Source organism: Arthrobacter sp. AOP29-A2-19 (assembly GCF_058138025.1).
Genome location: NZ_CM176894.1, coordinates 321205 through 341639, shown reverse-complemented (window position 1 = coordinate 341639; position 20435 = coordinate 321205). Strand labels below are relative to the sequence as shown.

Below are 20435 nucleotides of genomic sequence, written 5' to 3'. Positions count from 1 at the left end.
CACCGAGCCCCCGGACGGACGCACCGGCCGGACCCGGGGCCGGGTCCGCGTGATCGACCGCGTCGACCCGTTCATCGGGAGCGAAGCCACCGATCTGCCGGAGCCCTCGGGGCTCGCGGCAAGCTGGTGGTGGCCGAAGCCCCAGATCGGCAACACCCATCCCGGGGCCACCTATCCGCTGGGAATGGTCTCCGCGACCGCCTACTCCGGCGCCTACCCCACGGGGTACGGCCGCTACGACCTGAGCACCGAGGGTGTGCCCCCGGCGCTGTTCGGTTCCAACGCGGCGTCCGGCTTCACGCACTTCCAGCAGTCCGGAACCGGAGCCATCCGCAAGTACTACAACTACTTCCGAGTGTCTCCCATGCTCGGACCGCTCGACGACCTGGGGACGCGGTGGGAACTGCAGGAGGAGGAGGCCCGGCCGGGCTACTACGCCACCACGCTGGACTCCGGCATCAGGTGCGAACTGACCGCGGGCCCCAAGAGCGTGGTCCACCGCTACACCTTTCCGCGCCACCGGGACGCCCGCCTGGTCATCGACTTCTCGTTGGGCGGGCTAGGAATCCCGTTCGGCAGCACCGTGCCCCTGCGGGCCGCGCTCGAGTCCTGCTCACCCGGCGTCGCGCGCGGCGAGATCACCGTGGAGGGCACGCCGCTGGCCGTGCACATGGAGTGCGACGCCGACCAGTGGCGCCAGATGCTCTGGTACGACCGCCGCCTGATGCCGGGCGGGAAGCGGCTGGACTTCGACCACATTCGGCCCACCACGCTGCGCCCCTTCGGACTGATGTGGGCCGGGCCCGCGGAGCCGGGACGGACCATCGAGCTGCGCATGGGATTCTCGCTCCGCGGCGTGGAGCAGGCGCGCGAAAACCTGGAGCGGGACTGCGGCACGGAACGCGAGGCGTTCGAGCTGCGCCGAAGCCGGACCACCGGCGACTGGGCGGCCCACCTGGGCCGCGTCGCCGTGGACACCCCGTCGCGGGAGCGCCAGACGGTGTTCTCCACCGCCCTGTACCACTCGCTCATCAAACCGTGCCTGGCCCCGGACGAAAGTCCCTTCTGGCCGACCGACGGCGCGTTCGCGTTCGACATCTGCACCATGTGGGACATCTACCGCACGCAACTGCCGCTCCTGACCACTCTCTTGCCGGACAAGGCCGTGGAGCTGGGCAACGCCCTCCTGACCATCTGCGAGGAGGAGGGCAACTTCCCGATCGGATACCGGATGGCGCGCGGAAGCGACCGTTTTGCGCGGCAGGCCAGCGCCTTGGCGCACACGTACCTGGCAGACCTGTGCAGGCTCGAGCTGCCTGGCATCGACTGGGACTGGGCACTGGTCCACATGCACAATGACCTGCGCCGCACGTACGGGGAAGACTTCCTGCTGACCGGCACGACCCATCCCATCAGCCACACGCTGGACCTTTCGCTCGGCTACTGGTGCTCGGCGCACATCGCCCGTCACGTCGGCGACCCCGCCCTCGCCGGCGACCTCGACGCGCTGGCCGGCCGCTGGCCCAACGCCTACGATCCGACCACCGGGCTGTTGCGTGACTCGACCTTCTACGAGGGCGGGCCCTGGAACTACTCGTTCCGGCTGATGCAGGACATGGCGGCCCGCATCTCCCTCGCCGGAGGCGACGAGGCGTTCGTCGGGCTCCTGGACCGGTTCTTCGGCTTCGGCGCCAAACCCGTGCGCCAGCCCGGGGTCGCGCCGGGCGAGCTGGAGATGCTCGACGGCTACGGGCTGGGCCGCTTCGAGGGGATGAACAACGAACCGGACATGGACGCCCCCTGGGCCTACCAGTACGCCGGGCGCCCGGACCGGACCGCCGACGTCGTCCACGCCGCGGTGCACCAGCAGTTCGGCACCGGTCGCGGCGGGCTGCCCGGCAACGACGACTCCGGGGGCCTCAGCTCCTGGTACGTCTGGGCGTCCCTGGGCCTGTTTCCGGTCGCGGGACAGGGACTGTTCCTGCTCAACACGCCCTCGTACTCCGAGTCCACGGTCCAGGTGGGCGACGAGGAGCTGACCATCGCCACCCGCGGCTTCACCGAACCGCGGCCCGGCGGGCGCGCACAGTACGTGCAGTCGGTCGAGTTCAACGGGCAGCCGCTCGAACGGAGCTGGCTGCTCGGCAAGGAACTCCACCGTGGCGGCCGGCTCGTTATGGAGCTCGGCAGCGAACCGGGGCCCTGGGGCCGTGACCGGCGACCGCCGTCGGCATCCATTCCCCGCTCCCCACGAAACCCGATCCAGGAGGCATCATCGTGAAATCCAACCCCATGCGCCGGCTCGTCATCGTTGTCCGTGCCGATCCCGTCATCTGCGGCCACTCCGGGGAGGGCCGCAACCTGGCGGAGGCCGCCCTGACCCAAGGCTTCGACGAAGTCAGGATAGTTACCTGGCCCATCGACCGACTCAGGGACACCGGGCTTCCGCTCAAGCCGCTCGAGGGCGTCCTTCCCTACAGCGACGGCATCGTCGTGGAGCGGCCGGAGCCGGTCGGCGACTATAAGGTTCCCGACGGACGCTACCTGGCCGGCCTGGTGGGACGCCTCGTCGAACTGTTCACCGACGGCGTCCCCACGGTCTGCATGTCGCTCTACCTCAGCCCGCACACGCTCGCGGTCACGGAGGCCGTGCGCGTGGCACGGTCCACGGGGCTGCCGGTCAACGTGACGACCATCGCCGAGGCCGTCGGCTCCGACATCACCAACGTGGTCCGGGCCTGCGCCGACGAGGGCCGGTTCGGCGCCGCGGCACACGTGCTGTCCAGCTATCTGGCCCAGGACCACTGCGTCGCCGTGTCCGAGTACACGCGCGATCTGGTGGTCGCCTCGGCCGCGGAGATCGACGAGCTCCACGGCACCCGGTTCGCGGACCAGTTGCGCCGACGCGTCGGCATCTCCTACCCCGCCATCGACGCCTCCGCCTACCTCGACCTGGATCAGCTGCGGCTGCGCGACGCCTTGGACCGCCGGGGGCTTTCGCGCGACGGCTACGTCCTCTATCTCTCCAGGTTGGCGCGCGCGAAGGGCGTCGACGATCTCATCAACGGCTTCGCCGCCAGCCGGGCGTCGGCGGGGCTGAAGCTGGTCATCGCCGGGCGCGGACCCGAGGCGGCCGAACTGCGCGAGCAGGCGGCGGCCTCGACGGCCGCCGCGAACATCGTGTTCCTGGACGACGTCGACGACGCCGAGAAGCCCTACCTGATGGCGGGCTGCGCGGCCTTTGTGCTGCCCAGCAAGCCGCGCCCCGAGTTTGTCGAGACGTTCGGCATCGCGCTTGTCGAAAAGATGTTGGCCGGTGGCGGGCCGGTGGTCACCGCCGACACGGGCGGCATCCGGGAGGCCGTCGGCGAGTTCGCCACCTTCGTTCCGGTCGACGATCCCGGCGCCATCTCCAAGGCAATCGACCGCGCGGTCCTCGAGACGGACGTGGAGGAACGCCTGCGGCTCGAGGCGGGGGCACGCGAATACGCCATGCAGTTCGACCGCGCCGCCGTCTTCGAACGGCTCTTCTCGCGGCTCGCGCAAGAGCCCGTGGGAGTCGACGCCGGATAGCCGCGGCGTCCGGCCACACGCTACAGGCCCGTCGGAGGGTGGTCCGGCGGGCCTGAAGTGTGCTCGGGATGAGCGCGAGCGGGCATTTCACTTAATTTGTTATAGAAGCAAACCTCAAGCAAAACCTTTACAAAAAATGTTCTTATGGGTAACTTCTTGATCACGAACGGCATCGGAAGTACCTTTGCCGCCTGCACTCGAGAAAGGTTTTCCGATGGGAAAGCACCACCTGGGGCTCGGCATCGCAGCCGTCGCCGCACTCGCAACCTCGCTGGCGGCCGGCGTCCCGGCACAAGCCGCTCCCTCCGGCCAGGCCGGGGTCGTCAGCCACACCGTCGCGGCCTCCGAGAAGGCCGACGGCTACTGGACCGCGGAACGCATGCGCAACGCGGTGCCCGGCGACGTACTGGCCCAGGAGTCCCTGGCCGGCATTGCGGTGACCGCTCCCGAGCGGGTCGCCAAGGGCCTGGAGCAGCGTGTTGCGGGCATCAAGGGCAAGGCTGCCAAGGGCAAGCCGGTCCTGCACGCATCTGAAGAGCCGGTCGCCCACGTGGGCAAGGTCTTCTTCACGCTGGGCGGGCAAAACTACGTCTGCTCGGGCAACTCCGTCTCCGCCGACAACGAGAGCACCGTCTCCACCGCGGGGCACTGCCTCAACTCCGGTCCCGGCGCGTTCGCAACCAACTTCACGTTTGTCCCCGCCTACGAGAACGGAGAGGCACCCTACGGCCAATGGGAGGCCGAATCCCTTTACGCGCCCACCCAGTGGAGCAGCGCGGGCGACATGACCTACGACACCGGGTTCGCGGTGGTCTCCACCCTCGACGGCGAGACGCTCGCCGAAACGGTGGGCGCATCGGGAGTCCAGTTCAATGCGACCCGCGGCCAGGGATACACGGCCTTCGGCTATCCCGCGGCCCGGCCCTTCGACGGGCAGGAGCTGATCTCCTGCACGGGCACCGCCAGCAACGACCCCTACAACCCGCAGTTCGACTCGCAGGGCATCACGTGCGACATGACGGGAGGCTCGTCCGGCGGGCCGTGGTTCCTGGGCAGCGGCTCCGACGGGTTCCAGAACTCCGTCAACAGCTACGGCTACGGCAGCACTTCAACAACGATGTACGGCCCCTACTGGGGCTCGGTCATCCAAGCGACCTACCAGACGGCGTCCTCCAGCTAAGGTCGGGCCAACCCCCACACAACGGGAAACGGCGGGCGGCACCATGGTGATGGTGCCGCCCGCCGTTGTCTGCGAACGAAGTGTTTGCGCGACGGTGGCGCGCTGGCCTGTTCCGGCTAGTCGCCGGCTCCCGAGGGAGCCGGCGATGGCTTTCGGCCGGACGATGCGACCCGCGCGCCAGCGCCTGCCCTGAAGGGGGCTGGTCCCCCCGAAGGGACTAGTCCTTCTGGTTGGACTGCGGCGCGGTTGCGCGGCGGCTTCCGCGCGAGCGGCCCGTCCGGGCCGCGCCGCTGGCCGCGGCCGCCGCGTTCTGGCCCAGGGCGTCGGCGATGGTGTTGCCCAGTCCCCGGCTCGGTCCGGCCCCTGCGGGACGGTGGGTTCCGACACCCTGCGAGGCCGTGGTGTGGCGGGTTCCCGCGGGACGCCCCCCGGTTGCCCCTGCCGACTTCTGGCCGCCGCGGTTTCCCGTGGAGCCGGACTTCGGCGCCCCCTGGCGACGTGCGACGTCGCGGTCGCCGCGGCCCTCGGAGCGGTTCTCGCCACGGCCACCGCCGGTGGCCGGCCCCCGGGCCGCGTCGCGGCTCCCGGACCGTTCGCCCTGGCGGCCGCCGGAGCGACCGGCACCTTCCGCGGCGGGCTGGCGGGTGCGCCCGGCGCCCCGTCCGCGGCCCGAGCGCTGGGCGCCCGTGCCGGCGTCGCTTGCTCCACGGGTGCGGCGCTGCGGCGCTGCGGCCTGCGGCTCGACATAGGCCACCTCGGCGGCGCGGGAACCGACCACGGCGGCCACGGCCTCGGAGTCCGGCGTGACGGATTCGAACGGAACCTTCAGGCCCGCGGCGCGGAGCAACGAACGGACGTCGCCCTGCTGGTCCGGCGTCGCGATGGTCACTACGGTGCCGTCGCTGCCGGCGCGCGCCGTGCGGCCGGAGCGGTGCAGGTATGCCTTGTGCTCCGCCGGCGGGTCGATGTGGACGACCAGCTCGACGCCGTCCACGTGGACGCCGCGGGCCGCGACGTCCGTGGCGACGAGGACGCGGGCGTCCCCGCCGGAGAATGCCGCCAGGTTGCGGTCGCGGGCGTTCTGCGACAGGTTGCCGTGGAGGTCGACGGCCGGAACACCGGACTTCGAGAGCCACACGGCCATCTTCTTGGCGTGGTGCTTGGTGCGCATGAACATGATGCGGCGGCCGCTACCCGAGGCGAGCTCGCGGACAAGCTCCTTCTTCAGGTCGGCGTCGACGAGGAACACGTGGTGCTCCATGGTGTTCACCGCGGCCTGTGGCGCGTCCACGGAGTGGGTCACCGGGTTGTCGAGGTAGCGCTGGACCAGCTTGTCCACGCCGTTGTCCAGGGTCGCGGAGAACAGCATGTGCTGGATGCCGCGCGGGGCCCTGTCCAGGATGCGCTTGACGACCGGCAGGAAGCCGAGGTCGGCCATGTGGTCCGCCTCGTCGAGCACGGAGACCTCGACCTGCGAGAGGTCGACGCAGCGCTGGTTCAGCAGGTCCTCGAGGCGGCCGGGGCACGCGATGAGGATGTCGACGCCGGCGTTGAGTTCCTTCTCCTGGCGCGACTGGGACACCCCGCCAAAAACGACGGCGGTGCGGAGCTTCGCGGATTCGGCGAGGGGGATGACCACTCGGCTGATCTGTGTGGCGAGCTCGCGCGTCGGAGCCATGATGAGGGCGCGCGGGAAACGGGCGCGGCGCTGCTTGGGGTTGGCCACCAGGCGTGCGACGAGCGGGAGGGAGAAGGCCAGGGTCTTGCCGGAGCCGGTCTGTCCGCGTCCGAGGACGTCCTTGCCGGCCAGGGTGGACGGAAGGGTGGCCTCCTGGATCGGGAAGGCGGATTCGATGCCCTGCGAGGCAAGGACGTAGGCGAGTTCGGCGGGCACGCCGAGGGAAGTGAAGGAAGCGCTCATGGCTGCTTTCGGTCGTTGCTGCGCGCAACCGGGACCGGCGCGCGTTGTCGCCGAAGAAAAGGAATGCCTGGGCCCGTGTTCACAGGCTCCGCCAGACCGCCTCGAGGGGCGGGTGGCCTTCCGCCGCGACGGTGGCGCACTCTTGGTGCGTGCCGCGGCGGGAAAAGGATCAAATCTGTCGACGCATGGTCCCGCCTGCCCGTGCCTGAGGCCGGTTCGGCGGTACCACAAGTCCCAACACTACCAGCAGATGGCTCCGGGGCCCGCATCGGGCCCCGGAGCCTGGTCGGCCGCTAGCCGCGGACGGACGCTTCCTGATCCGCGGCGTCACGGCGCTTGTAGAGCTTGCCCGGCCACCAGATGAACCGGCCGATGTCCAGCGCGAGCGCCGGAACCAGGAGTGAGCGGACCACCAAGGTGTCCAGGAGCACACCGAAGGCGACGATGAATCCCAGCTGCACCAGGAACATGATCGGGATGACCCCCAGCGCCGCGAAGGTGGCCGCGAGGACGATGCCCGCGGACGTGATCACTCCACCCGTGACGGTGAGGCCGCGCAACACGCCCTCCCGCGTGCCGTGCAGCAGCGATTCCTCGCGGACACGGGTCATCAGGAAGATGTTGTAGTCCACCCCCAGCGCCACCAGGAACACGAAGCCGAACAGCGGCACGGAGGGGTCCGCGCCCGAGAAGCCGAAGATCCCGTTGAAGACCAGAGCCGAGACGCCGAGGGCCGTTCCGTAGGAAAGGACCGTGGTGACGATCAACAGCACCGGCGCCACGACGGAGCGCAGGACCAGCATCAGGATCAGCAGGATGGCGCCGAGAATCAGAGGGATGATCTTCACCAGGTCCGCCTGGGCGGTGGCGTTGGTGTCGAGCGAGGTGGCGGTGGACCCTCCCACGAGCGCCTCCGCGTCCATGGCGTGCGTCGCCTCGCGCAGGCCCACCACGGTGGCCTCGGCCTCCGGGGAGTCCGCGGCGTCGGCGAGGGTGACCGAGATCAGGACTCTGCCGTCGACCTCCATGGCCGGCCGCTCCGCTCCCGGGGCGCCGACGCCGGCGGGCCCTCCGTCCTCGGCCTGCACGTAGGCGGACGCGACGCCGTCGACCGCCTCGACGTCGGCCAGCATCGCCTGGGACCCGGCCGCGTCCGTCACGACGAATGCGGGGCTGCCCGTTCCGGCGTCGAAGTGCCGCGCGAGCGCCTGCTGGCCGGCGGCGGACTCGGTCTCGCCCAGCACCAGCTCGCTCTGCGGGACGCCGTTCGCCTTCAGTTGTGTGATGCCGAGGCAGCCGACCACCAGCACGAGCGCGGTCAGCGCCCAGATGGGCCGCGGGTGGCGGCCCACGAAGGAGGAAATTCCGCCCCACAGCCCGACCCTCTTGGCGGCATGCCCCCCCGTGCTCCGCTCCGGGCGCGGCACGAACGGCCAGTAGGCCGCGGGGCCCAACAGCGCCAACGCGGCGGGGAGGAACGTCAGTGCGGCCACCACGGAGAAGACGATGCCGGCCGCGCCGATGGGCCCCAACGCCTTGTTGGAGTTCAGGTCGGAGAACATCAGGCAGAGCAGGCCCACGGTGACGGTTCCGGCCGACGCGAGGATGGGTTCCGCGGCCCCCTTGAGGGCGCTGACGGCCGCCTCGAAGCGTCCCTGCCCCGCGGTCAGCGCCTCCTTGTGGCGCGCGACCATCAGGAGGGCGTAGTCGGTGGCGGCGCCGATGACCAGGATGGACAGGATTCCTTGCCCCTGCCCGTCGAGCTTGATCCAGTCCCACTTGGCCATGTAGTAGACGGCGAGGACGGCGGCGCAGAGGGCCGCGACGGAGGTGAACAGCACAGTGAAGGGCAACAGGAGCGAGCGGTACACGAGGAGCAGGATCACCAGCACGGCCAGCAGGGCGACGCCCAGCAGGATGCCGTCGATGCCGCCGAACGCCTCGACCAGGTCCGCGCTGAACCCAGCGGGACCCGTGACGTAGGCCTGCACCCCGGCCGGCGCGGCCGCGTCGACCAGGCTCCGCAGCTCGTCGACGGCGGTGTCGACGTCGGCCTCCGTGCTCAGGGGGACGAGGTACTCGAGCGCAAGCCCGTCCTCGGAGGGGAAGGGGCCAACCAGTTCGCCCTCGAGCGCCGCGCCGCCGCGGATGTCCTCGGCGAGAGCTTCCGTGTCCACCTCCGCCAGGCCGGCGGCGTCACCGGCCTCAATCAAAACGACGGCCGGTATCGCGTCGGTGCCGGTGAAGCGCTGCTGCCACTCCAGCGCGCGGGTGGCCTCCGCGGACGCGGGCAGGAACGATGCCTGCCCGTTGGTCTGGACCTCGCCCAGCTTGCCGAACGTCGGACCGCCCACGCCGCTGATTCCCAGCCACACGAGCACCAGGACAATCGCGACGAGCGCGCGCCCGGCGGCGCCCTTGGTGCGCGAGGGGCGCCTGGTGGCCGGGGGCTCGACGTCGCGGCGCTCCGCCAGCGTTTTTTGGGGGCCCATGGCCACTCCTCGGTTAGAACGGATAGAAAGGAAACAACTTCCACCAAAGACTAGTTCCATCGTGGAGAAATACCAACCCTGAACTAGACTGTCCGCATGGACCAGACAGCCGCTTTCCGCCTGGTTCGGGGACTGCAGCAGTTTGCGCTGGCCTCGGACCGCTTCATCGACGTGACCGGCGGCCGCAACAAGATGCACCGGACGGACCTGAACGCACTGTCCGCGGTCATGCGGCACGAGACGGCCGGGCAGGCGCCGACGGCCTCGCAGGTCGGGCGCGACCTGCACCTCAGTTCCCCCGCCACGACCGCCATGCTGGACCGGCTGGAACGCTCTGGCCACGTGGTCCGCGAGCGCTCGGAGTCGGACCGCAGGGTGGTCCTGGTCCGGTCCACACCCAAGGCCGCCGAGGACGGGCGCCGCATGTTTGGCCCGATGGCGCGTCTCCTCGGCGCATCTTTCGCGGACTACACCCCCGAAGAGGTCGAGGTCATCTCCCGCTTCCTGGCCGATGCCACCACCGCCATGGAAACCGCCGCGAAAGATCTCGCAACCTAGGGCTACCGGCCCCCAACGCGTCGCCTAGGCTCTTGCCATGAGCGACGAGGTCTACACCCACGGACACCACTCGAGCGTGGTCCGGGCACACGCCCACAGGACCGCCGAGGACTCCGCCCCGCACCTGGCCCCCCTCCTGAAGCCCGGCATGGTGCTGCTGGACGTCGGCTGCGGACCCGGAACCATCACCACGGGCCTCGCCGACCTCGTTGCCGCGCCGGACGGATCGGGCGGCGCCACGGGGCTGGACCGCTCCGAGGACGTCATCGCCGAGGCCAGGCGCCGGGCCTCGGAGGCGGGGGTCGCCAATGTCGCGTTCGAGGCGGGCAACGTCTACGACCTCCCCTTCGAGGACGCCAGCTTCGACGTCGCGCACACCCACCAGGTGCTCCACCACTTGGCCGATCCCGTGGCGGCCCTTCGCGAGATGCGCCGTGTGGTCCGCCCCGGCGGCCTGGTTTCCCTCCGCGAGGCCGACTACTCGGCCATGTCCTGGCATCCCGCGGCGTCGGCCCTGGACGAGTGGTTGCGGGTCTATGACTCCCTGTCCCGATCCAACGGGGCCGAGCCCAACGCCGGGCGCCACCTGCTGGAGTGGACCTTGGCCGCCGGGTTCGAGCCCGGGGACCTCACGCCGTCGGCATCGACGTGGATCTACGCGACGCCGGAGCGGCGTCGGCAGTTCGGGTCCAATTGGGCGGAGCGGGTGCTCCACTCCAACTACGCCGAGCAGGCGCTGGAGGTGGGGCTGGCCAGCCGCGCGGAACTGGACGCCATCGCGCGCGGTTGGCACGAATGGGCGGAAGACCCGTCGGGCGTGTTCCTGATGCCCAGCGTCGAAATCATCGCCGCCGTCCCCGCGGACTAGGGGCGCAGTGGTTAGGGTGTGACCATGACCACTCCTGCCGCCCCCGCCACACCGTCCGCCCCCCACACCGGGGCTACCCGCGACGTGGTGGTCGTCGGCGGCGGCCACAACGGCCTGGTCGCCGCCGCGCTGCTGGCCCGCGCGGGGCTGACCGTGACCGTGCTCGAACGGGCCGGCCACGCGGGAGGGGCCACCGTGTCCGAAGAGGTCTTTCCCGGGGCGCGAATCTCCCGCTACTCCTATCTGGTGAGCCTGTTCCCGCAGGAGCTTCTCGATGAGCTCGGCCTGGACCTCGATCTGGTGCCGCGCCGCTACTCCTCCTATACGCCCGTCCCCGGCACCGCCGCCGGCCTGCTGGTCGACAACCACGACGCCGCCGCCACGGCGGAGTCCTTCGCCTCGGTCGGGGCCGCGGCGGACGCGGACGGCTTGGCGGACCTGCTGAAAGGGACCACGGCGTTGGCGGCCGGGCTGTGGCCGACCGTAATGGGCCCCCTCCCCCGCCGATCCGAGGCCCGTGCCCTCGTGTCCGCGCAACCGGGCGGCGCGGCGGCATGGGACGACTTCGTCGAGCGTCCCCTGGGCCTCGCGATCGAGCGCGGCCTGGAATCGGACGTGGCCCGCGGCGTGGTCATGACGGACGGGCTGATCGGGACGTTCGCGGGGGCGCTGGACGCCTCGCTGGAACAGAACCGCTGCTTCCTGTACCACGTGATCGGCCGGGGAACCGGGGCATGGGACGTGCCCCGCGGAGGCATGGGCGCGTTGTCCGACGCGCTGGAGGACGCCGCGCGTCGCGCAGGCGCCGAGATCGTCACCGCCGCGGAAGTGACCCACGTGGAACCCGGCGGCGGTGTGCGGTACCGCCGCTCCGGCGTCGAACACGAACTGCGGGCCCTTCGCGTTCTTTCCAACGTGGCGCCGTCCGTGCTGTCCAGGCTCGTGGTCGGCGCGGCGGACGCGGAATCCGCCCCCGCGCCGGAGGGCGCGCAGGCCAAGGTCAACCTGCTGCTGTCCCGGCTGCCGCGCCTCAAGGACCCGGCCGTGGCGCCCGAGGCGGCCTTCGGCGGAACGTTCCACGTCAACGAGGGCTATGGGCAGCTGGAGGCGGCCCGCGTGGCGGCGTCCGCCGGGGACATCCCGTGCCCGCTCCCCCTGGAGACCTACTGCCACTCCCTGGCGGACCCCAGCATCCTCAGCCGGGAGCTCCGCGAGTCGGGCCACCACACCATGACCGTGTTCAGCCTGCACACGCCCCACCGGCTGGTGGCCGGGCTGGACCCCGACGAGGCCCGCGACAGGCTGCAGGAAGCGGTCTTGGCGTCGCTTAACTCGGTCTTGGCGGAACCCATTGAGGGTTGCATCGCTCTCGGCCCCGACGGGCAACCCTGCATTGAAACGCGCACCACGGCCGACCTCGAGGAGTCCTTGGGGATGCCCGGTGGCAACATTTTCCACGGGCCGCTCTCGTGGCCCTTCGCCGAGGACGACGAACCGCTCGACACCGCGGCCGAGCGGTGGGGTGTGGCCACGGCATGGGAGGGCATCCTCCTCTGCGGGGCGGGCTCCCGGCGGGGCGGAGGCGTCAGCGGACTGGGCGGTTGGGCCGCCGCGCGCGCGGTACTCGAAGCGCCCTGAGCCCGCCCTAGACTCTTCTGGTGACTCTCTCCCTCTGGCTGTCCCTGCTGGGCGCCTGCGTCCTGATTAGTTTCACGCCCGGCGCGGGCGCCATCAACACCATGACGAACTCGCTCAACGCCGGCTTCCGCCGGTCGATCTGGGGAGTGCTGGGGCAACAGGCCGCGCTGCTGGTGCACGTGGTCATCGTCGCGGCCGGTGTGGGGCTCCTGGTCGCCAGCTCCCCCGTGGCCTTCGCCACCGTCCGCTATGCGGGCGCGGCCTACCTCATTTTTCTCGGCGCGCGGCTCATCATGGCCACGCCGGATGCCGGCGCGGGCGCCCTCGACGTGAGGGGCGGCGAGCCAGCCTGGTCGATGTTCCGCCGCGGCCTCTGGGTGAACCTCCTGAACCCCAAGGCCATCGTCTTCTTCCTGGCCTTCACACCACAGTTCATCCGCCCGGACCAGAACCTGGCGCCGCAGTACGCCGTCTTCATCGCCACGGTGGTGGCCGTCGACATCCTGGTGATGTGGTTCTTCTTCGCGGCCGCGGCCAAGTCGTTCCGGCGCTTCACCCGCGGCGCGCGCGGGCAGCGGATCCTGAACCTCGTGTTCGGCGTCCTGTTCATTTTCGTGGCGGCCCTGTTGGTGCTGATGCACTAGGCCGCCCCAATCTAGACTGTTCCCATGTACCGGATCACCGCCGTCTGCACGGGCAACATCTGCCGCTCCCCCATGGCCGAATTTATGATCCGCCATGCGCTCGACGACGCCGGCGTCACCGACGTCGCTGTCGATTCCGCGGGCACCAGCGACTGGGAGACGGGCAATCCGGTGGATCCCCGCGCGGGCAAGCTCCTCGCCGCGGACGGGCTCGACGCCGGCGCCCACATCGCCCGCCGGTTCACGCACGAGTCCTTCGCCACCACCAGCCTGGTGCTCGCCCTGGACATGGACCACTACGCCGAGCTGCGGCGCCTCGCGGGCAACCCCGCGGACCAGGCCAAGGTACACATGCTGCGTTCCTTCGACCCGGCGTTGTCCGGCCTGGGGCCGGCGGACCAGGGCATCTACGACCCGTGGTTCGGCGACGCGGCGGACTTCGAGCTGTGCCGCGACATGATCCGTTCCGCGCTGCCCGGACTCGTTGAGCACGTCAGAAAAGAGACGGCCGAGGCGCGTGGGGCGTAGCGCGCCGGTCATCATCGCGGTCGACGGCCGCTCGGGCGCCGGCAAGAGCACCATCGGGCTGGAACTCGCCACGGAACTGCGCCGGCACCGCCCGGTGTCCCTGTTCCACCTGGAAGACCTTTATCCCGGATGGGACGGCTTGCGCGCGGGGATCGACGCCTACGTGAGCGACGTGCTGGATCCGCTCCACTGGGGTGAGGACGCGCGCTGGACGGCCTGGGACTGGGCCGCGGGAGCCGGCGGCGAGCGCCGCACCACGGCGGCCTCCCCCATTGTGGTGATCGAGGGAGTCGGCGCGGCCGCCGCCGCGGCCCGGGAGCACCTGGACGCCATCGTGTGGGTGGAGGTGTCCGACGACGAGCGGCGGCGCCGCGCCCTGGAGCGGGACGGCCAGAACTATGCGCCGCACTGGGAGCGCTGGGCAGCGCAGGAGGCCGCGTGGCTGTCCCGCGACCCCGTCCGGGAGGCGGCCGACGTCGTTGTCCACAACGCCGCCGACGGCCGCGCTCCGGGAGACGCCCTGCGAGCACTGCTGTCTGTCCCCGCGTTGCGGGCCGCACTGCACCCGGAGATCGCGCAGGCGGCCTCCCCCACCCTGTTGCACCGGGCGGTCCCGCTGCCCGCCGGCGCAACGGCGCCCCGCCTGTTCGAGGACCTCTACGGCGGCAGCACCCACGCCGTCCTTCTGGACTCCTCCAACACCGGGGACCCGGACCCCGGCGGGCGGAACCGCTTCAGCATCATGGCCGACGCCGGAGGCGCCGCCGGCGCGGTGGCCGAGCACCGGGCCGGCACCACGCGGTACACGGTCGGCTCCGCGGTCGCCAGCGTCCGCGGACCGTTCTTCGCGTGGCTGGACATGGCGTGGGGTTCCCCGCGGCTCCACGCGCCGGAGGGCTTCGAGTCCGGATTTTGCCTCGGCTGGCTGGGGTGGCTGGGCTACGAGCTCAAGCGGGAATGCGGCGGCTCCGACGTCGGCGGCTCAGTCGCCGCCGGGAGCGCCGCGGACGCCGCGCTGCTCCACGCTGGCCGCGCAGTCGTCATGGACCACCAGTCCGGGACCGCCTGGCTGCTGGCCCTGGCCGCGCCCGACGCCGACGAGTGGATGGAGTCCGCGGCCGCGGCCGTCGCGAACGCCAGCGCGGAACGTCCCGGAGGGCACGCCCCCGGTCCGCCCGCGCCGAGCTTCGCCTCCCTGGATGGCCGCTCGGGGTACCTCGCCAAGGTGCGCGACGCGCAGCGCGAGATCTTCGAGGGCAACAGCTACGAAATCTGCCTGACGACGGCGCTGCGCGCCGACGTCGCGGAAGCGGGGTGGGATCCGTGGGCAGCGTACCGGCTCCTGCGCGCGCGCAATCCCGCGCCGTTTGCCAACTACGCGCGGTTCGGCGGCACGGCCGTCGCGGGCACGTCGCCGGAACGGTTCCTGCGGGTGGGGGCCGACGGCGCGCTGCGCGCGGAACCGATCAAGGGCACCCGGCGGCGGTCCGCGGATCCGCTGGAGGACCGCCGCCTGCGGGACGAGCTGGCGTCCTCGCCCAAGGACCGCGCGGAAAACGTGATGATCGTCGACCTCCTCCGCAACGATCTGGTGCGCTCCGCCGATCCGGCGACGCTCACGGTGCCCCGGCTGTGTGCGGTGGAGTCCTATGCCACGGTCCATCAGCTCGTCTCCACCATCGACGCGCGGCTGCGCCCGGACGCCTCGCGCGCGGAGGCGGTGGCGGCCGCCTTCCCTCCGGGCTCGATGACCGGCGCCCCGAAGATCTCCACCATGGCCATCCTGGACAGGCTGGAGGACGGCCGGGCCCGCGGCGTCTATTCCGGCGCGTTCGGCTACTTCTCCCACACGGGAGCGGCGGACCTCTCCGTGGTCATCCGCACGCTGGCCATGCAGGAGGTTGTGGGCACTGCCGGGTGGCGCCTGAGCCTGGGGGTGGGCGGCGCGGTGACCGCGGACTCGGTCCCGGAGGACGAATGGGACGAGGTCCTCGCCAAGGCGCACGGCGTGCTCAGCGCCCTGGGATCGGATTTCCCGTCCGCCTAGGCTCCGCTGCGGGAACCGCCTACTGCAGCGTCGCGGTGAGCCGCGCGACGTTGTCCACCCAACGGGCCAGAGGCGGACGAGCCTTCCACTCCTCGAGCGTCAGGAGCTTCGACGACGCGCGGTACCCGTCCTGCACGCGCGACACCTCCGCGACGGCGTCGGCGCCGATCAGCATCACGGACACCTCCAGGTTCAGGGAGAACGACCGCATGTCCATGTTCGAGGAGCCGAAGACGGCTACCTCGTCGTCGACGGTGAAGCACTTGGAGTGCAGCACCATCGGCGAGTGGTAGCGGTAGATCTTCACACCGGCGGAGAGGAGCTGCGTGTAGTAGGACTGCTGCGCGTGGTGGACCAGCAGCTGGTCGCCGGTCTGCGAGACGAACAGCTCTACGTCCACGCCGCGCTGGGCCGCCGTCGTCATGGCGTACAGGAGCGAATCGTCCGGGACGAAGTAGGGGCTCGTGATGGTCAGGCGCTCGGTCGCCGAATAGATCAGGGTGGTGAAGAGCCGCAGGTTGTTCTCCAACTCGAAGCCCGGGCCGCTGGGCACGATCTGTCCGGTCAGTGGCCCGTGCGGCCCCTCCGGCATGGCGCGTGTGACGTCCTCCATCAGGTTCTCGTCGGTCTCCTGCGACCAGTCCGTCGCGAACACCACGTCGAGCCCGGTGACCAGGGGTCCGCGGATGCGGGCCATCAGGTCGACCCATTCGCGCCCCGCCGCGTGGGCGGACGCCCGCTTGTAGCCCGGTTCGATGAGGTTCTGGCTGCCGGTGAACGCCACCTCGCCGTCGATCACCAGGATCTTGCGGTGGTTGCGGAGATCCGGACGGCGCCACTGCCGCCGCTTGAGCGAGACGGGGAGCATGGCGCGCCACTCGATTCCGGCGTCGTCCAGGCGCTGCTTCAGCTTGGAGAACCCCTTGATCCGCAGGGTGCCCAGGTGGTCGAACAGGAAGCGGATCTTCACCCCGCGCGCCGCGGCCGCGTCAAGGGCGTCCAGCAGCGGGCCGGCGAATTCGTCGTCGTCCCCCACGATGTAGAACTGCACGTGGATGTAGCGCTTCGCGCCGTTGATCTCCTCGATCATCGCCCCCAGGGACTCGCGGTAGTCCGTGATGAACTCGATCGCGTTGCCCTCCTGCATGGGGAAGGCGCCGAGGTTCCGGTTCAGTTCGACGGCGGACCGGACCCACTCCGGGGCGTCGAATTCGCTGTCGTCGATGTCCAGGTGCCGCGTGGACTCCAGGACACGGTCGTTGACGTCCTTCTGCCGCTGGATACGGCGCTGCGAGAGCCGGAAGTTTCCGAACAGCAGGAACAGCACCAGGCCGACGATCGGCAGGAAGAAGATGGCCAGCAGCCAGGCCATGGCGGTGGTGGGGCGCCGGTTGCCGGGAACCACGCCCAGCATCAGGAGCCTGATGCCCATGTCCACGACCCACGCGGCCCCCAGCAGCCATCCGGGAAGCCTCTCCCACAGGGCAAGCATGTCGAACACGGAACCTCCAAGTCACCCCGAGCAATGCCTATCAGCCTAGCCGCAACCGTCGGGAGCCGGGCGTAGGGTTAATCCATGACTGTCTTGGTGTTTGTGGAGCCCTCCCACCCGGCCGGCCGGGTGGCCGACGCGTCCGTCCCGCAGCTCTCCGTGCTCGACCAAGGGATCACCCGCGGCGACGGCGTCTTCGAGTCCGCACTCTACAAGGGCGGGGTTGTCCGCAAGCTCGACGCGCACCTGGCACGCATGGCCGTGTCCGCCGCCAGCTGCGACCTGTCCCTTCCCACGGAGGAGGCCTGGCGCGCGGCCATCGCGACGGCGGTGGACGCCTACGGGGCCGGGCGCGCGGCGGGGACCGGCTCCGCCGACGCCCCGGGGTCCAAGGACGCCCAGGACAACGACGAGGCGGTCCTTAAGCTGGTTGCAACGCGCGGCACCGAGGGCGCCCCGCACGGCACGGCCTGGGTGACCGTGGCGCCGGCCCCCGCGTTGGGCCGCAGGCAACGCGCCGCGGGAGTCGCCGTTCTCCTGCTGGACCGCGGCTACGATTCCACGGTCGCCGAGCGCGCGCCGTGGCTGCTGATGGGCGCCAAGACCCTGTCCTACGCCGTGAACATGGCCGCGCTGCGGCACGCCCGCAAGCTGGGAGCGGACGACGTCATCTTCGTTTCCAGCGACGGCCGGGTGCTGGAGGGCCCCACGTCCACCGTGCTCCTCGCCGTCCGCGAGGGCGACCGAAAGCGCCTCATCACCCCGATGCTGGAGACAGGCATCCTGCCCGGCACCACGCAGGGCGCCATTTTCACCGCCGCCGAGGCGGCCGGCTGGGATCTGGGGTACGGGCCCCTGGAACCGCAGCATCTGATCCAGGCCGACGCCGTGTGGCTGGTTTCCAGCGTCCGGCTCCTGGCCCCCGTGAACTCGCTCGACGGGGTCGAGCTGTCCCGCGACGCCGAACTGCACGCGGAACTCACGGCCATGGTCGACGCCATCCGCTGACCGCACGGGGCGCACCACCGCGGCTAGGCCCAGACGAGGTTCCAAGCGCCCGCCGCGACGGCGGCCCACACGGCTGCGGCGCCGACGAGCGCGCCGCCGGCCACGATCCCCAGGTCGCGCCAGGCGAACACGGATTTGCGGGCCCACGTCCGTCGCGCCCCGCCGAAGCCCTTGGCCTCCATGGTGACCGCGAGGCGCGAGGCCCGGCGGATCGCCTGCACCAGCAGGCCGAACGCCTGGCCCAGATTCGCCGCGACCCGCTGCCCCAGCGAGCCGTGGGCGCCGACACCGCGGGCCCTCCGCGCCATGCCCAGGGTCGTCCACTCCTCCACAAGAAGGCCAAGCAGGCGCATTCCGGCCAAGGCTCCCAGGACGAAGCGGTGAGGCAGCCGCGCCTTTTGCGCCAGAGAGTTCGCGAGGTCCGTGGGGTCGGTGGTGGAGAAGACCAGGACCGCCGGCACCGCGACGGCGAATGCGCGCAATCCGGTCGCCAGGCCCGCTGCCAGGGAGCCCTCCGTGACCGTAAAGACCGCGAGGTCCAGCAGGACCTCGCCCGAATCGTTGCCCACAAGCGCGGTCCCCCACGCCCCGAACAGGCCCGCCACCAACAGCGGCCACGCCCGCGCGAGGAAGCGCCGGGCGGAGAGGCCCGCGAGCGGCAGAAGGAACAGGGTCGCCAGCACCACAACGCCGGCGCTGACAAAGTCCAGCGTCGCCACCAGCGGGATCGTCGTCAGGGCAACGGCCGCGAGCTTCGCCAGCGGGTTTGCCCTCCCGAGGAAACTGTTGCGCCCGGAGGCGCCGGGCTCGAGCAGCCCGGACCGCGGTGCGGCCGCAGTGGATTGCGGCACCGCAGGCGCCTCGATGGCCAGCGTCCGCGCCCCCAGCGCCGCGGCGAAGTGCTCGTCGTGGGTGACGGCCACAACGGAGGCCCCGGCGTCGAGCTGTTCGCGCAGCAGGAGCGCCAGCTCGCGCCAGGTGTTCAGGTCCTGGCCGAACGTGGGTTCGTCGACGATCAGCACGGACGGCCCGGAGGCCACAACGGTGGCGACCGAGAGGCGCCGCTTCTCGCCGCCGGAGAGCGTGAAGGGGTTTGCGTCGGCCAGGTGACGGAGCCGCAGCCGGTCCAGCAGGTCATCCACGCGCGCCGCGATCTGCTCCTCGCTGAAGAGCGGACGGCGGGTGCCGGCAACCCTCGCCCGGCGGGGACCGAAGGCCAGTTCGTCCCGCACCGTGGCGGTGACAAACTGGTGCTCGGGCTCCTGGAAGACGGTGCCGATGCGGCTGACGAGATCGGCCGCCTTCCACCGGTACGGGCGCTCCGGCAACGGGGCGCCCGCCCCGTCGTGGATCAGCGCGGCCCCGGCACGCACCTCTCCCGATCGCTCGGGCAGCAGTCCGGCCAGCGTCAGGGCCAGGGTGGACTTTCCGGAGCCGTTGGGTCCGGAAATGCACAGCGCGCCGGCGGCCGCGAGTTCCAGGTCTACCCCGCCCAGCGCTTCCGGCCCCCCACGCGCGCGGGCCACGGACAGCCTGTCCGCCCGCAGCAACGCGCCGCCCGCGGGCACGGCGCCCGGCGCGGCACCCGCCCGCGCGCCGGCGGGCGTCGCCGGCGGCACTCGCACCGGGAGCGTCGGGACGTGCCCGGGTACCCAGACGCCGGCGAGGATCAGCTCTTCGCGGACCGGACCGGGCCCGAAGAGTTCGGCCGGAGTGCCGTCGTGCCAGACGCCGCCGCCCGGCTCCAGGACCACCACACGGTCGACGTGCGGCGCCCACGCGTCGAGGCGGTGCTCGACGATGACCGCCGTCGCCCCGCTGGCGTCCAGCGCCGCGACCACGGCGTCGCGAACCTCCACCACGCCGTCCGGGTCCAGGTTGGCCGTGGGCTCGTCCAGCAGCACCAGCCCGGGCCGCATGGCGAGGATCCCGGCGAGGGCCAGGCGCTGCTTCTGTCCCCCGGACAGGGCCGAGGTGGGATAGTCCAGCCCCACCCGCAGCCCGACGGCGTCGAGCGCCGCGCGCACGCGGGGCCAGATCTCTTCGCGCGGAACGGCGAGGTTCTCGGCGCCGAAGGCCACGTCGTCGCCCACGCTGGCCTGGACCACCTGGGTTTCGGGATCCTGTTGCATCAGCCCGGCGCGGCCCCCCGAGGCGTGCGCGGGGATTCCGTCGATCGACAGCTCCCCCGTCGATGCGGTGTCCTCGTCCTCGTGGAGCACGCCGGCCAGCGCGTGCAGCAGCGTGGACTTGCCGGCGCCGGACGGCCCGGCGAGCAGGATCCGTTCTCCGGGGCGGATGTCCAGGTCCAGTCCGCGAAGCGCCGGGGCGTCGCGGCCGGCGTGCCGCCAGCCCCACCCGCGCGCGCCGACCGAGGCCGGCGGCCGGGCGGGGGTCCGTGCGTCCGCCGGGGCAGCCTGACGCGGTGCCGCCGCGCGGCCGGCCGGAACTCCGGCGGTATCGGGGATGGGTGGTGTGGCCACGTC

General features: G+C 71.3%; 14 protein-coding genes. 10 read left to right on the top strand and 4 right to left on the bottom strand.

What is annotated here, in order from left to right; translation table 11 throughout:
- The first annotated feature begins 49 nt into the window (after positions 1-49).
- The 3 genes from AC3ZJJ_RS01560 (at position 50) to AC3ZJJ_RS01550 (ending at position 4753) form a co-directional block, all read left to right on the top strand.
- Entirely contained in the window at positions 50-2281 is a 2232-nt protein-coding gene (locus tag AC3ZJJ_RS01560) for a glycoside hydrolase domain-containing protein (RefSeq protein ID WP_489893518.1), read from the top strand.
- On the top strand, positions 2278-3573 hold the full coding sequence (locus AC3ZJJ_RS01555) for a glycosyltransferase (RefSeq protein WP_489893517.1): 1296 nt from the start codon (positions 2278-2280) through the stop codon (positions 3571-3573). Before AC3ZJJ_RS01560 ends, AC3ZJJ_RS01555 begins: the two co-directional genes overlap by 4 nt.
- Before the next feature lie 214 nt (positions 3574-3787).
- Positions 3788-4753, top strand: coding sequence for a trypsin-like serine peptidase (locus tag AC3ZJJ_RS01550; RefSeq protein WP_489893516.1), 966 nt, complete (start codon positions 3788-3790; stop codon positions 4751-4753).
- Positions 4754-4970: 217 nt separating this feature from the next.
- On the opposite strand, the gene AC3ZJJ_RS01545 is transcribed toward AC3ZJJ_RS01550, so the two are convergent.
- Both AC3ZJJ_RS01545 and AC3ZJJ_RS01540 read right to left on the bottom strand, forming a co-directional pair.
- Positions 4971-6674, bottom strand: coding sequence for a DEAD/DEAH box helicase (locus AC3ZJJ_RS01545; protein WP_489893515.1), 1704 nt, complete (start codon positions 6672-6674; stop codon positions 4971-4973).
- A gap of 293 nt (positions 6675-6967) precedes the next feature.
- Complete coding sequence (locus AC3ZJJ_RS01540; RefSeq protein WP_489893514.1) at positions 6968-9166, bottom strand: MMPL family transporter; 2199 nt, start codon at positions 9164-9166, stop codon at positions 6968-6970.
- 96 nt (positions 9167-9262) lie between these two features.
- On the opposite strand from AC3ZJJ_RS01540, the gene AC3ZJJ_RS01535 reads away from it, so the two are divergent.
- From AC3ZJJ_RS01535 to AC3ZJJ_RS01510, 6 genes are read left to right on the top strand one after another with little or no spacing between them, the layout of a single operon-like run.
- Positions 9263-9724 (top strand): MarR family winged helix-turn-helix transcriptional regulator, encoded by a 462-nt coding sequence (locus tag AC3ZJJ_RS01535; RefSeq protein ID WP_489893513.1) that lies wholly within the window; start codon positions 9263-9265, stop codon positions 9722-9724.
- Between the two features lie 37 nt (positions 9725-9761).
- The gene (locus tag AC3ZJJ_RS01530; RefSeq protein ID WP_489893512.1) at positions 9762-10592 is read left to right on the top strand and encodes a class I SAM-dependent methyltransferase; all 831 of its coding nucleotides are present in this window, start codon (positions 9762-9764) and stop codon (positions 10590-10592) included.
- 24 nt (positions 10593-10616) lie between these two features.
- Positions 10617-12230: a phytoene desaturase family protein gene (locus AC3ZJJ_RS01525; protein ID WP_489893511.1), complete on the top strand. Its 1614-nt coding sequence runs from the start codon at positions 10617-10619 to the stop codon at positions 12228-12230.
- A gap of 20 nt (positions 12231-12250) precedes the next feature.
- Complete coding sequence (locus tag AC3ZJJ_RS01520; RefSeq protein WP_489893510.1) at positions 12251-12874, top strand: LysE family transporter; 624 nt, start codon at positions 12251-12253, stop codon at positions 12872-12874.
- A gap of 24 nt (positions 12875-12898) precedes the next feature.
- A complete protein-coding gene (locus AC3ZJJ_RS01515) occupies positions 12899-13402 on the top strand; it encodes a low molecular weight protein-tyrosine-phosphatase (RefSeq protein ID WP_489893509.1) in 504 nt (167 codons plus the stop codon).
- Entirely contained in the window at positions 13392-15449 is a 2058-nt protein-coding gene (locus AC3ZJJ_RS01510) for a chorismate-binding protein (RefSeq protein ID WP_489893508.1), read from the top strand. The genes AC3ZJJ_RS01515 and AC3ZJJ_RS01510 overlap by 11 nt, the downstream gene beginning before the upstream one ends.
- Positions 15450-15468: 19 nt before the next feature.
- Here AC3ZJJ_RS01510 and cls read toward each other — a convergent pair whose 3' ends face one another.
- Positions 15469-16941 (bottom strand): cardiolipin synthase, encoded by a 1473-nt coding sequence (gene cls / locus AC3ZJJ_RS01505; RefSeq protein WP_489895630.1) that lies wholly within the window; start codon positions 16939-16941, stop codon positions 15469-15471.
- An 84-nt stretch (positions 16942-17025) separates the two neighbouring features.
- Here cls and AC3ZJJ_RS01500 point away from each other — a divergent pair, with 84 nt between their 5' ends.
- Positions 17026-17949 carry an aminodeoxychorismate lyase gene (locus tag AC3ZJJ_RS01500; RefSeq protein WP_489893507.1) on the top strand — a complete coding sequence of 308 codons (924 nt, stop codon included), beginning with the start codon at positions 17026-17028 and terminating at the stop codon, positions 17947-17949.
- A gap of 23 nt (positions 17950-17972) precedes the next feature.
- On the opposite strand, the gene AC3ZJJ_RS01495 is transcribed toward AC3ZJJ_RS01500, so the two are convergent.
- A complete protein-coding gene (locus AC3ZJJ_RS01495; protein ID WP_489893506.1) occupies positions 17973-20432 on the bottom strand; it encodes an ATP-binding cassette domain-containing protein in 2460 nt (819 codons plus the stop codon).
- Between the last annotated feature and the right edge of the window lie 3 nt (positions 20433-20435).

Excerpts from the sequence above, each read along its gene's own strand:
- AC3ZJJ_RS01550 (WP_489893516.1), top strand. The coding sequence starts at position 3,788 with ATGGGAAAGCACCACCTGGGGCTCGGCATCGCAGCCGTCGCCGCACTC.
- AC3ZJJ_RS01545 (WP_489893515.1), bottom strand. The coding sequence starts at position 6,674 with ATGAGCGCTTCCTTCACTTCCCTCGGCGTGCCCGCCGAACTCGCCTAC.
- AC3ZJJ_RS01540 (WP_489893514.1), bottom strand. The coding sequence starts at position 9,166 with ATGGGCCCCCAAAAAACGCTGGCGGAGCGCCGCGACGTCGAGCCCCCG.
- AC3ZJJ_RS01535 (WP_489893513.1), top strand. The coding sequence starts at position 9,263 with ATGGACCAGACAGCCGCTTTCCGCCTGGTTCGGGGACTGCAGCAGTTT.
- AC3ZJJ_RS01530 (WP_489893512.1), top strand. The coding sequence starts at position 9,762 with ATGAGCGACGAGGTCTACACCCACGGACACCACTCGAGCGTGGTCCGG.
- AC3ZJJ_RS01525 (WP_489893511.1), top strand. The coding sequence starts at position 10,617 with ATGACCACTCCTGCCGCCCCCGCCACACCGTCCGCCCCCCACACCGGG.
- AC3ZJJ_RS01515 (WP_489893509.1), top strand. The coding sequence starts at position 12,899 with ATGTACCGGATCACCGCCGTCTGCACGGGCAACATCTGCCGCTCCCCC.
- cls (WP_489895630.1), bottom strand. The coding sequence starts at position 16,941 with ATGCTTGCCCTGTGGGAGAGGCTTCCCGGATGGCTGCTGGGGGCCGCG.
- AC3ZJJ_RS01500 (WP_489893507.1), top strand. The coding sequence starts at position 17,026 with ATGACTGTCTTGGTGTTTGTGGAGCCCTCCCACCCGGCCGGCCGGGTG.